Origin of the sequence: Actinoplanes sp. SE50/110, from assembly GCF_900119315.1 — a bacterium.
In the GTDB taxonomy this organism is placed as follows: Bacteria; Actinomycetota; Actinomycetes; order Mycobacteriales; family Micromonosporaceae; genus Actinoplanes.
On sequence record NZ_LT827010.1, the window covers coordinates 6,903,199 to 6,915,462 of the forward strand.

Below are 12,264 nucleotides of genomic sequence, written 5' to 3' on the forward strand. Positions count from 1 at the left end.
CCGCCGTTCGCCAGGCAGGGGTGTAAGTAGTCACCCCGTCGATACAACCGGCTTCTCCGGGCGAGACGATCCGGATACGGGCGCGCATGGGGCCAGCTGGTCCGATGGTGCCCGGCCAATCCAGCAGGGGCCGGGCTGGCTGGTTGAGATCCACCTCGGTGGTCGTGCCATAGGCGACCGAGGGTGGATAGCAGTGTGGTGCTGAGCCGCCGCCGGCCGCTGGGTAGCGTCCCTGCGCCCCTACCCGGACGACGGCGTGGCCTGCCCGCAATTGGTGCTGGCCGCCGCCGCCGAGCCCGGCCCAGTCCGGGCCGCCGCCCGGCAGTGGCAGATCTCCGCGAACACCCTGACCCTGCAGCACGACCGGATCCGCACCGGCACCCACAGCGCGGCCGCCACGGCGTTCCCGCCGCTGGCCCCGGCACCCGCCCCCCGCCAGGCACCACAGGCACCGCCTTCCAGCCGGCAACCGTATGGGAGGAGGCATCTACCGCAGCGTCTCGGTGATCAGCGCCGCTGGCCCTCCACGGCTAAGGGATGCAGTACCACTACGCAACTTCTTGCAGACCTTGAAAATGCAAGGCATCAGAAAAGGCGAGCCGCATACCGCCGGCACGCCACGAACGCCTAGCGGCTGAACAGCAGAAAGCCGAGGAGGGGACCCTAGGACGTCCGGCCGCGCGCGTACCGCGTCGCACGCCACCCATCTATGGATCGGCGCTTCGACGGTAGTTAGTGTGACGTCGACTGAAAGTTTTGCTCTGGACTTGCAAAGATCATCCTGAACGCCCAAAGTGGTCAGTGCCCCTCCACGCGGGATCGATGTAGACCTCGCCGGCGCGACCGGTCCACCCCATAGGAGGTCCAGTCAGGCACGACAAATGCGGCAACGACGCCCTCCGCTCCAGCGCCGAACCCGGACGCTCACCCCGAAGAAAGAGAGACACAGAACCATGTCCCGAATGACCCGCAGCGCGGTCCGAGGAATCCTCGCGACCCTGATGGTGCTTCTCGGCGCCGTCGCGACGCTCATGACGTCGCCGACCGCAGCCAGCGCCTCACCAATCGGCGCCACCGAGCTAGGCGCCGTGGACCTGGGCGGCTACTGCCGCTCACAAGGCAACGTGGACGCCGTGCTGTCCGGCGGCACCGCTTACGACTGGCACTGCCGCACCCGGGATGGCCAGAACACGGACCTGTCGTTCACGAAGGCATGCCAGTGGACCTACCCCGGTGAATTGCCCGGTTCCGCGGCCTTCGTCTTCGACCGGATCGACAACTTCTACGCCCCGGCGTCGGTGCAGTGCTGGAAGGCCAGCACGGATGAGGTCACCGCGCCGGCTCTCGACGGCTACTGCTCGCATCACCCGACGGGCGACCGTGCGGTGCTGACCGGCAATACCGTCTACGACTGGAAGTGCGAGTCGCAAAGCCCCAACGGGCCGGTCTACTCCCCCGTGAACGTGCTCCAGGCCTGCCAGCAGACCAAGATGCGCAACAGCGCCGTCGACCGCTTCACCAACTTCTACGACCCGTACTCCTGGCAGTGCCGGGTGTAACCAGGAAGGCTGCCACGTAGTTTCCTGTTTAGAGTCAACAGCAACGCTGGTCAATCGCTTGATAGCCCGAGCGACACACCGCTCGGCGCGCGACTCTGACCAGCGTTGCTGTTAGCTTTTCGGCCCGGAGTTCGGCTTCGACGGTGGCGAGCGTCTGCTGATCCTCTGCGCGCCGTATGCCATATCGCCCGCAGGCCAGCTTGCATAACGCTGCGTGACGCGAAAGCGGGCGGTCGCGACGAACTTGCAACAGTCAAATACGCGATCCTTCCAGTACCGACAGCGACGCGTGCGAGCCGGGACGTTACGGGCGGCCGTCGTGGCCGCCAATCCTTGCCCGTCGGAATCCGCAGGGCGCGGGGCGTCATGCTCGCGCGCCCCTTGCCGCGGTGACGGTGGTCGCCGCCGCGCTATCGGGCCGGCGGGCAGTCGGGCGGGAAGTCGGGCGGGCACGCTCAACCAATACTCGCTACTTTGCCAACTCGCCGATTAGGTTCATCACAATCGACTGTAAAAGCTCCTAACACGATCTTTTAGCGGGTCCAGTTAATCACTCGGCGCCAGCAGATCAGGACACAGGCGAGGCTGACCAGGCCGTCGTGGATGTCGAGTCGGCGTTCCCACCGCACCGCGAGCCGGCGGAACTGGTGCAGCAGGGCGAAGGTCTGTTCGACGACGTAACGCAGCTTTCCCAGGCCCTTGATCCCGGTGGTCTTGGGCTTCGGGATGATCGGTTCGGTGCCGCGCTCGCGGCAGGCCTGACGGAACGCTGCACTGCTGTAGGCCTTGTCGGCCAGCAAGGCGCCGAAGCGTCGCCGCGGCCGGCCGGGCCGACCGGCGATCGGCGGGTAGCAGTCGAGCAGATCGAGGGCCCGTTTGATGTCAGGCACGTTCGCACCGCTGGTCAGCACGTAGATCGGAGTGCCGTTGCCGTCGCAGATCAGGTGGTGCTTCGAGCCGGGTTTGCCGCGGTTGACCGGCGACGGGCCTGTCCCGGCACCCCCTTTTTCGCGTCGATGTGACTGCCGTCCATCGCCGCTCTCGACCAGTCGATCCGATTCGCCGCGTTCAACCTGGCCAGCAGTATCTGATGCACTTGGTCGAACACGCCGGCTTCGGTCCAGCACTGCAGCCGGCGCCAGCAGGTCATCCCGGAGCCGAAGCCGAGCTCCTGCGGCAGATCCTCCCAGCCGATGCCGGTATGCAGCACAAACAGAATGCCCTGCAGACACAGCCGGTCCGGGACCGGCCGCGGCCCCGGAGCCTTCGCCGGCCACGGCGGCAGTACCGGCTCGATCAACTCCCACAACTCGTCATCGATTACCCACGCCTTGCTCACGACGACCGAACGAGACTGATCTTCACCCCGCAACGCTGACAAACATCGATTCAGCAGATCGTGTTAGGAGCTTTAAAGCGGGTGTTGTAAACGTGCGACCAACAAACCGGGCGAACCCGCCGAGAAAAGTCAAAGAGGTTCTATCGAAGGAACAGCGGACGTAGTAAGACTGCTCCGTCCCCGATCCGAAGGACGCCTGCCCGAGCATGCTGCGGTCGAACCGGCAGTCCTCGAAGGTAGAACCTTGGGCGCTGAACTGCCCGATGGATTGCCCTGAGTAGTCGGCGCCCGCCACGTGCTTGTGATTGACGATGATCTTTTCCATTACGCGTACAGAGGGTCGGTCAGATCGATGGTGATGGCATTACCCAGGTTGTTTATGAACGTCGCCCGCGAACCGTCAGCCACTATCTCGTAGAACGGATTCCCGTTCCGCAGGAAGAGCACCCAGACCAGTTGGCCCGCGGCATCCAGCCGGGCGAAGAATCCTTCCGATCCGTGAGCACCTTCACCACTGATTATGTAGCCGTCCGGGACTGCGGTACGCGCCGACTCGTCTACCTCAGCCACCGCGTCTGGGTCAACGGCGAGTCGCTCGGCCGGGTTGAACGGCTCGCCAACCTCGAACCGGCTCAAAGCCGCACCGTCAACCTCGATGGCGCGGGCAGTGCCATCCGCCCGGTATAGACCGGAAAACGCCGGCACCTCTCCCTGTTGCCACATGTCGGCAATCATGCCCGTACGCCTCACTCCCATTTCGGCCGCTCATGCAAGCCCTGCCACGGTACCCGGCAGCCATTCTCGTCCTTGTTCCGCTTGCTCGTCATACGCTTCTCGAAGCTTTTATCCCAATTCATGCCGGTGCTTTTGGCTGGGTTAGCCGCCTCGGGGTCAAGAACTTCGATCTTTACTCGGTACGTCGGGTCTTCGGCACGCACCTCGCGAGCGGCGTCCAAGCGGCGGTTGTCATAGCTGACCAACTGGCCGTCACGCTCAAGCACACGCAGCGCGGTGCCCTCCCTGTTCCAGTCCCAGGTGCCGTCCTTCATCGATTGCACGTAGTCGTTTGGCGAGACTGTCCGCTGCGAAAAGTTGATGTCGTTGGGATCAACCCAGTCGGCCAACCCCTCCGCGAGATCCTCGGCTGCCTTCTGGCCACAGCCGTCGTCGTCCCCGTTATCACCGCCGGCAATCTGCAGCCCTTCGGTGGCGGCCACTGCGCCCGCTGCGGCCGCGATGTTCGGTGCGTCGTTGCCACCCGCGCCAGCAAACACCGTCCCGGGCAGCTGCTTCGTCGCGTCAATGTTGGTGACCAGGCCGGCGCCACCGACTAGAGCGATCGCCGCTGGTGGCTTGACCACCGTGGTACCGACTGGTCCCGGTTGGGCTGCCTTGACGGCCGCCGCGTGCTGGGCTGCGTCCGCGGCGAGACGCTGTTGGCCGAGTTTCACAGCGGCGTCGGTCTCGGCTTTCAGTCTGGCGGCTGCGGCTTGCGCTGCGGCGATCCGCTGCGCGACGTAGGCGTTGTACGCGGCGGTCATTGCAGCCACGTGCGCGTTGGCGGCCGCCTGCGCGATCGCGAGCTGGTAGGTGGCCTGGGCCTGACCCTGCGCCGCTGCCGCGCTGAGGTGAGCTGCGTACGCGTTTTGCTGGTACGCGTACGAACTGGTCTGCGTGGCCATGCCGCCCCAGCTGCTGGCGCTGTTGGCGACGTTGTGGCTGTACTCGTACGATTGGTAGCCCTGGTAAGCCAGGTATCCGGTGCCGGCAACCGCGACTATCCCGAGGATGGCCCAGCCGACCGGGTTGGAGCCCAGGAATACGCCGCCGAGCGCCACGAGCGGGTTGTGCCCGTCGGCGTCGATGTTGTTTAGCGGGCTGGCGTTGCCGTAGCCGTACTGGTTGGCTTGTGCCGCCGGATCGGGCTTAAGGGTGTAGGTGTCGCGGGAGTTGAATCCGGCCGATTCGGGGTTGTACCAGCGGCTGTCGGTGTTGAGCAGTGTGGTGTCCTGGTCAGACCAGCCGCCCTGGAAGCCCAAGGGCAGTTTGTCTGCGGTCGAGGCAACTACTTCACCGGACGGGTCGTAGACGGCGGATCGGTTCAGGCTGCCGTCGGCCGGGTCGTACGAGCCGCGTATGTCGCCGTGGCGGGCATCGGCGAATAGCCCGCGGCCGGGGCTGCCGTCCAGGGTCGCTGACAGCGGTCGCGAGTCGGGATCGCGGAAGATCTGCCCTCGGGGGGTGTGCCCGGCTCCGGGTACGAGTACTGGCGAGTTGTCGATTCCGCCGTATCCAAAGGCGATGCCGTTGCGGGTGGCCACCCGTCCTTGTGCGTCGTAGGCGTAGGTGACTGTGTATCCGGGGTCGGCGGCCGTGGTCATCTGTTCGAAGGCGTCGAACGTGTAGGTGGTGGTGGCGCTGTTTTCGGTGGTGCTGCGGATGGTGCCGCGCGGTGACCAGGTGTTAGCCAAGCTGGGTTGTGTGCCGCCGGTCGCGGTGAGCAGCCGGTTGCGCTCGTCGAATGCGTAGGTGCGGGTGTCGGTGCCGGCGCTGACCGTGGTGCGGTTTGAAGCGTTGTCGTAGCCGTACGCGACGGTCGAATTGTCGGGTCGTGTCCATGAGGTTTGCCGGCTGAGGCCGTCGTAGCCGTAAGCGTTGGCGCCGTCGCCGGCGATTCCGGTGACGCTTTACCGGTCAGCAGGTCGTCTCTGTCGTAGGTGTAGGCGAGCTTGGCGGACTGGGTGCCGTTGGCTTTGGTGAGGGTGTCGCTGGCCAGCCGGCCCAGGTTGTCGTAGCCGTAGGTGCGTGACAGCGATCCGGTGCCTTGGCTGACTGTTTGCACCTCACCGGTGGGGCGATAGGTGTAGGTGAGCGTTTTTGCGATCAGCGGGTCGGTGACCGTTTTGAGCCGCCCGGCGCTGGTGTAGGTGAACGCGGCTGGGCCGGCCCCGTCGCTGCGGTTGGAAAGCCGGCCTTCGGCGTCGTAGGTGTAGGTAGCGGTGCCACCGGGCCCGGCGACGTCGGTAAGCAGGCCGCGGTCGTTCCAGCTGTAGGTGTTGTCGCCGCCGGTGGTGCTGGCCTTGCGGAGTTGTCCCAGCGCGTCGTAGTCGAAGGATCGGGTGGTGCTGGCGCCCTCGGCGCCGCTGCCGCGTTCCGTGGTGATCTGGCCGAGCCCGTCATAGTCGCGTTCGACGGACACGCCGCCGGGCAGGTTGGCACGGATCGCTTGGGCACCCTGGTCGTAGATGAAGGTCCAGGTGCGGTCCATGGCTGCCGGGTGCGCGGCGGTGGCTGGTTCCACCGCTTCGACGGGCGCGCCCCAGTCGTTGTAGCGGTATTCGGTGACATGCTGGTTGCCGTCGCTGGTACGGGTGCGGTTGCCGAGTGCGTCGTAGTCGAGCCCGACCGTGACTGCGGAGGCAGGGTCGGTGGGTGTGCGCAGCTGGGTGATGGTGCGTACGTTGCCGCCGCCGTCGTAGCCGTAGTCGGTGATCCGGCCCTCGGCGGAGGTCTTGCGCGTTACCCGGCTGTCTCGGTCGTAGCTGGTTCGGCTGGTACGCAGCGGCGCGGACAGCACGCCATTGGTGACGGTGTGTCCGGTGACCGCGATGGTGCGGCCTAGCGCGTCGTAGGTCCAGCCGGTTGCCATCGTGCCGACGATCTGCGCGATGGTGCGGCCGGACGCGTCGTAGCGGAACTCGGTGAGTACACCGTCGGCGTCGGTGGTTGTTGTCCGCTCGTCGGCGGTGTTGTAACTGGTCTTGGTCGTGTGGTTGAGCGGTGTGGTGATCGCGGTGGTCCGGCCGCGGTCGTCCGGGGTCATGGTGGTCGTGTAGTAGTAGGTGGTGCCGCCGGCCCGTTCGGTCACGGTGTCGGTGACCTGGTTGCCACGCTCGTCGTAGGTGGCCAGGCGCCGGGCGCCGAGCGGGTCGGTCGTCTCGAGGATCTCGCCGACCCGGTCGTGGGTGTAACGGGTTACGGGTTTGGTCTTGGGCCCGTCGCCGTCGGGGTCGGGTCCGGTGACGCTGGTCAGCCAGCCGTTTTGTCGTGCTCGTAGCTGGTAACCCGGCCCAGGCCGTCGGTCTCGGTCACCGCGAGCCCGCGATCGTCGTATGCGGTCTTGGTGCTCGGCGTGATCGCGGTGCTGCCGGGCGGGGTGTAGGCGGGCAGGATTTGCTCGACTTGGCGGCCCGCTCCGTCCCGCACGATTCGTGCGACTGCGCCGTTGGCGTCGCGTGACTCGGTCAGTTCGCCGAACGTGTTGCGGCCGGCCACCGAGGTCGGGGTGACGTTGTCGGTGGCGACGCCGTTGCGCCATACCGACCTGGCGGGCTCGACGATCCTTTCCTGCCGACCGGCGTTGTCGTAGGTGTAGCTGGTGACCGCGCCGGCCGGGTCGGTGACCGAGACCGGCAGGCCGCGCGGGTCACGCTTGGTCGCCGTGATCAGCGCCTGTGGGCTGTCCGTAGGATCGGTCATCGTGGTGCTGGTGGCACGGCCCATCGCGTCGTAGCCGAAACTTGCCGCCTCCGGGGGCGCGCCGGCACGCTGAAAACGCAGGTCCGAGCGCACGACACGGCCGCCCCAGCCGTTGGCTGGCTGGCTGTCACGCACCCGCAGGTAGACCGTCTTGCCGGCCCCGAGAGCCGGAGTTAGGTCGAGGGTGCGGACCGCGCGGTTGGAGCCGTCGCGAATGTCGCGCGTCTCCTCCAAGATCTTGGTCCACGTGCTGTTGTCCGAGCTGGTCTCGACGAGGAATTGGTTGTCGATATCGATGTTCACGCTGGCGCCGGTGGTGTCGGCGGGCAGGGTGAACTTGTAGGTGAAGGACGTGGTGCCGTCGGCGTAGCGGGCCTGCGACCCGTCGACCAGGGACCCGCTGTTGGACAGTACGGCGGATTCACCGGGGGTGTTGACGCCCAGTGCCAAACCGTTGCCGGAGACCACTGATTCCGGCTGGCCGTCGCCGCGCATCCGGTAGGAGATGGAGCGCATCAGCCCGGCCGGGTCGAGGACGTCCTGGATGAGGTTGTTGGCGTTGTCGTACAGGTAGTCGTGCACGACGCCGCCGGCCTCGGTGCGGCGCACCACGTTGCCGGCGCCGTCGTAGTTGTTATATTGCTGCAAAACCGTGGACGCGATCGTGCCGTCGGCGTCGCGTTTGATCTGCCTGATGCTTTCCAGGAAGCCGTTTTCCCAGTAGGTGTACGCCGTTTCGCGTCCCATCGCGTCGACCACCGAGGCGAGCTGGCCGGCAGGGTCGTATGCGCGCGACTCCACGACCATCCGGGTCGTGGCTGGGTCCATGGGGTCAACGCCGTCGCCGGTGGTGGCCGTCTCGGTCAGGTGGCCGAGGTCGTCGTACTTGTATTCCAGGATCTGCCCGCCGGGCCGCTTTTCGCGGACTTGGTTGCCGGCCTGATCCCACTCGGTGGTGACAACGGCGCCGTCCGGGGTGGTGGAGGAGGTGACCCGGCCGGCCGGGTCGTACCCGGTTTTCCAGGTGCGGGTGGCGTCGCCGCCTGTGGTGTCGCTGTTGTCGACCTGCGTGGTGTGGCCGGCGGCGTCGTAGGTGTATTTCGTGCGTGCGGTGTGGGTGATGCCGGTGATCGGGTTGACGATTGCCGGCGACGTTACGGTGTCTGGCAGCGATGCCGTGTTGTAGGTGGTCGTGGTGGTGCCGTAGTCGACCGTGGCGTCGTTCACGACGGCGCTGATTTTGGAGGTGGTCGGGCGGCCGATCGCGTCGTAGCTCACCTCGGTGGTCAGCCCGACCGGGTCGACGGTGCGTACTCGGTCGCCTGCGCGGTTGTAGTAGTAGTGGGTGATGCCGCCGGCGAAGTTCGACTCGGTGGACATCAGGCCAGGGGGTGTGGTGCCGCCGCCGATCGCGTCCTCGGTGCCGGTGGTGTAGGTGAAGTCTTTGCGTGCGGTCGGGCTGGATTGCCCGGGCAGTCTAGGTTTGACGACCGCGGTTGGCCGGCCTTTCTCGTCGCGGTAGTACCAGGTGCGGTGCTCGTAGGACATTCCGTCGCTGCGGCCGTCGGTCGACCATTGCAGCTGGTCGTTGCGGGGGTCGAGCGGATCGTTGTAGAGGTCGTAGCCGTAGTAGCGGTATCGCCAGGTGCCGTTGTACCTGTCGACGTCAATGGTCCGGTTACCCCGCTGGTCGTAATAGAAGTAGCGGGTGCGGTTGTTGGGGTTGGTGTAGTTGTTGACGAACCCGGCGGCATCGTATTCCCAGTCGCCGCTGCCGGCACTGTCGGTACGCAGGACCAGTCGGCCGTTGTGGTCGGCGTCGTAGGTATAAGTGATGGCGTCGTGGGCCGTCGATGACAAGGTGACGACGCGAACCCGGTTGCCGACTGTTGGCGGCGCCAGGGTCCACTGGGCGCCGTTGCGGTCGGTCATAGTGGTGATCCGGCCGGACGCGTGGTCGTAGGTCGCGGACGTGGCGGTGAACTGCCCCGGTTCGACCACCGTGGCCAACCGTGAGGTGGCCGCCTGCGCGCTGTAATGCGCGCTGACCTGGGCGGCTGAAAGTGGATGCCGGTAGACGGCGACCTCATCGATCTCACCGGTGAACGGGAAGTATCCGGCCCCCATCGACGGCCAGTCCTTGGTGTATCCGTTGCCCAAGTAGTGCCGGGTCATCCCGATGTGGTCGACGACCTTGCCGGAGATCTCACCGATTTTCGCGCTGTCGAGATAGAGGCTCTGCTTGTCAACGGCCATGGTGAGCACCGCGTGGTGCCACTGCCCGTCGGTAACCACACCGGGCGAAACCATCGGGCTGGAGGCTGAACCGCCGGCAGTCCACTGGTAGCCGTGCAGCTTGCCGTCGATACCGACTGTCAAGTTGGGCGCCCACCCACCGGCTGAGACGGCGGGAATCTGCATCGCCTGGGACCCGAAGAGAACCCCGGACTTGCCGGCGGCGGCCTTGAACCACAGCTCGATGCTGAACGCCACGGACGGAGCCAGCAGTGCCTCCGGCAGCGTCACATAGCTGTCAGCGGCGCCGGTGAAGCCGAGTGCCCCGTCCGGCGAGCCGGCCAATGCGCCGGGCCGGTTGGCTACAACGTTGCGGGCGGTGGCCTTGTTCTCGTCGGGGCTGCGCGCTACGACGTTCTCGAGGCTGGCTGCGGTGCTGCCGAGCGGCCAGTACGCTGCCGGGTTGTCGTCGAGCACCACTGAGCGGTAGTGCGAGGAGGAAACGTATGTGTAGCTGGTGCATGAGGTGGCCGACAGCGGGCTGCAGACCCGGGTCAGCTTGCTGCCGTCGTAGGTGTAGGTCCAGGTCGGTGCGGAAGCGCCCGCGGCGGGCGCGTCCGTGGCGACCGAGGTGAGCCTGTTACCGGTCCATGCCGGCCATAGTGAGCGGCCGCTGGCCTCCGCGAAGCCCATCCCATGAGGATCCTGTTGCCCCCTTTGGCGTGGCGCCACTCCGGTGCCAGCGGCGGTCACTCGGGCCGGCTGCCGGGCGCAGGAGCGGCTCCGGGCGGGTTGTCGGGCGGGAACGAGGCGCTGTGTAGCCCTATATGACTGCCCGGTAGCGGGCGGTCCGTGGCGGCGAGGATCGCCCGGAACAGATCCGGCCGGGCACCGTGCCCGCCATGATCGGTGAAGAAGGGAGGAGACCACGATGACCATGCGGTACGACGCTGCGCTGATGTTCGGGTACCAGATCCATCCGGTCCCCCACCTGACGTTCGAGGAAGTCGACGGGAACGGCCTGCTCGATCTGCCGTGGCTGAGCGGCACCCCGGACGGTGTCCCCGCCCCGGCCGGCGCAGCCGACTTCGTCGGCCGGTTGTACATGACGATCCCCGACGCCGACCCTACCGTGACCGACTGGCACCAGCAGGGGCATGCCGTCCGCGATCGCTACGGCGTCACCTTCGTCGAGGATGGCTGGGCACTCCGCCGCGGTTCTACCCGATCGTGTCTGCTCGCCGCGTACACGGTGCAGGGTCGGTCAGGTGCAACCCGGCCGGTGAACCTCGGCGAGCTCGTCGCAATCAGGGAACAGCACGATCTGGACGAGAAGCTCGGCGTAGTACTACGGGTGCTCGGCCTGACCCCGAAACACGAACCGCAGTGGCTGCTGGCCGTGACCAGTGCGGACCAGGTGTGACGCCGTCAATATTCGAATGCCTCTGATCTTCACCCCGTGCAGAGGACCGCGGACAGCCGTGCACAGCACCTCAGAAATCGACACCCACGACGGCAGCCAGCGTATCGCGTGGGAGGCCTAACTGTCCCCGATCATCGACGACGACATCCGGGACCGCACCGACCGCTACCAGGGCGAGGTCCTCACCGTCACCCGCCAGAGCCGACAGCGGTCGCGGCGTAACGGCGACGGCGTCACCGTCTACCTCGACGCCGAACTCCCGGCCAGCCCCAACCTAACGGAGTCACCTGCACGACCGCCCTGACCGGCGAAGTCGATCATCGCGGTGTTCGGTGGCAAAGGTATCGGCGGGAGCGGGCACTGGTCTGTATGCATCTCGGCCGAGGCAGCGTACATGGACCTGCGGAGATCATTGCATCCGACCTTGTCGATCAACGCCGCAGGTTGGTTGTCGCGACGCGTTGTCGACCACGTCCAGCGGGGCGCTGCTGCGGAGCGTGCGACACTCCCTGATCGTGGACACCGATGATGTGTGGCAACTGGTTGAACAGGCTCGACGGGAGCGGGACGGCTCACTGCAGGCAGACGAGGTTGCACAACGCATGGTCGAGTTGCTGGCAGAACGTGAGCCAGCTGAGATTGCCTCCTTCGCTCAGCCCTTGTGGGATCTGCTCGCCGAGTCGTACCGGGTCGAGCTTTGGGCGGCCGCCTACGTAGTCAACGGCGGTGCCTCTGATGACGGTTTCGACTACTTCCGCGGCTGGCTGATCACTCAGGGACGCACGGTGTTCCAGCAAGCAGTCGCCGATCCGGACACTCTCGCCGACAACCCCATCGTCATCCAATCCGCTGCAGCCGGCGAGTGTTTGGAGGATGGAGATGTCCTCAACGTTGCCTCGAACGCGTACCTGGCAGCGACCGGCCATGAGCTGCCACATGATGCCTTCACCATCCGGTACCCGGAACTCGACTTCACCTGGGACTTCGACGACGAGGCTGAGATGCGTCAACGCCTGCCGCGCCTTACCGATTTGCACTACCAGTCGGCCGAGGCATAACGACCCCACTCACAACCAACCGGCGCCGCAGGGCGTGGCCTCGTTCAGGGGGAGCGGGTCTGCTGCACCAATAGGTGACATCTGAGATGTGATTCTGACGGGTATCGGTGGCCCCACCCGGACGGGGCGGATTCAGGCGGTCGTCGCAACATTGCTGGTGAACGACTACGA

9 protein-coding genes are annotated in these 12,264 nt (G+C 66.1%); 3 read left to right on the top strand and 6 right to left on the bottom strand.

Annotated features, from left to right (window positions below):
* The first annotated feature begins 962 nt into the window (after positions 1-962).
* Entirely contained in the window at positions 963-1,559 is a 597-nt protein-coding gene (locus ACSP50_RS30820) for a hypothetical protein (RefSeq protein ID WP_043512516.1), read from the top strand.
* Between the two features lie 533 nt (positions 1,560-2,092).
* Here the strand turns inward: ACSP50_RS30820 and ACSP50_RS30825 are convergent.
* The 6 genes from ACSP50_RS30825 to ACSP50_RS30850 form a co-directional block, all read right to left on the bottom strand.
* Positions 2,093-2,898, bottom strand: a protein-coding gene (locus ACSP50_RS30825) for an IS5 family transposase (protein WP_085945605.1) whose coding sequence is annotated in 2 segments (ribosomal slippage) — positions 2,093-2,568 and positions 2,568-2,898 — 807 coding nt in all. Because the reading frame shifts where the segments join, the coding sequence is not laid out codon by codon here.
* 22 nt (positions 2,899-2,920) lie between these two features.
* Positions 2,921-3,223, bottom strand: a complete 303-nt coding sequence (locus tag ACSP50_RS30830) for a hypothetical protein (protein WP_014693226.1) — start codon at positions 3,221-3,223, stop codon at positions 2,921-2,923.
* Positions 3,223-3,633, bottom strand: coding sequence for a hypothetical protein (locus tag ACSP50_RS30835; RefSeq protein WP_014693227.1), 411 nt, complete (start codon positions 3,631-3,633; stop codon positions 3,223-3,225). Before ACSP50_RS30835 ends, ACSP50_RS30830 begins: the two co-directional genes overlap by 1 nt.
* Positions 3,634-3,644: 11 nt before the next feature.
* Positions 3,645-5,369, bottom strand: a complete 1,725-nt coding sequence (locus ACSP50_RS30840) for an RHS repeat protein (protein WP_043512519.1) — start codon at positions 5,367-5,369, stop codon at positions 3,645-3,647.
* Entirely contained in the window at positions 5,276-6,766 is a 1,491-nt protein-coding gene (locus ACSP50_RS30845) for an RHS repeat protein (RefSeq protein WP_043512521.1), read from the bottom strand. Before ACSP50_RS30845 ends, ACSP50_RS30840 begins: the two co-directional genes overlap by 94 nt.
* A gap of 161 nt (positions 6,767-6,927) precedes the next feature.
* Positions 6,928-10,305: a LamG-like jellyroll fold domain-containing protein gene (locus tag ACSP50_RS30850; protein ID WP_043512523.1), complete on the bottom strand. Its 3,378-nt coding sequence runs from the start codon at positions 10,303-10,305 to the stop codon at positions 6,928-6,930.
* Positions 10,306-10,543: 238 nt separating this feature from the next.
* Here ACSP50_RS30850 and ACSP50_RS43215 point away from each other — a divergent pair, with 238 nt between their 5' ends.
* Complete coding sequence (locus ACSP50_RS43215) at positions 10,544-11,035, top strand: hypothetical protein (protein WP_014693228.1); 492 nt, start codon at positions 10,544-10,546, stop codon at positions 11,033-11,035.
* Positions 11,036-11,550: 515 nt separating this feature from the next.
* Positions 11,551-12,093: a DUF4240 domain-containing protein gene (locus ACSP50_RS30860; RefSeq protein WP_043515865.1), complete on the top strand. Its 543-nt coding sequence runs from the start codon at positions 11,551-11,553 to the stop codon at positions 12,091-12,093.
* Positions 12,094-12,264 lie beyond the last annotated feature (171 nt).

Bases quoted from the DNA above. Each gene is read 5' to 3' on its own strand.
- ACSP50_RS30820 (WP_043512516.1), top strand. From the start codon at position 963: ATGACCCGCAGCGCGGTCCGAGGAATCCTCGCGACCCTGATGGTGCTT.
- ACSP50_RS30830 (WP_014693226.1), bottom strand. From the start codon at position 3,223: ATGGAAAAGATCATCGTCAATCACAAGCACGTGGCGGGCGCCGACTAC.
- ACSP50_RS30835 (WP_014693227.1), bottom strand. From the start codon at position 3,633: ATGATTGCCGACATGTGGCAACAGGGAGAGGTGCCGGCGTTTTCCGGT.
- ACSP50_RS30850 (WP_043512523.1), bottom strand. From the start codon at position 10,305: ATGGGCTTCGCGGAGGCCAGCGGCCGCTCACTATGGCCGGCATGGACC.
- ACSP50_RS43215 (WP_014693228.1), top strand. From the start codon at position 10,544: ATGACCATGCGGTACGACGCTGCGCTGATGTTCGGGTACCAGATCCAT.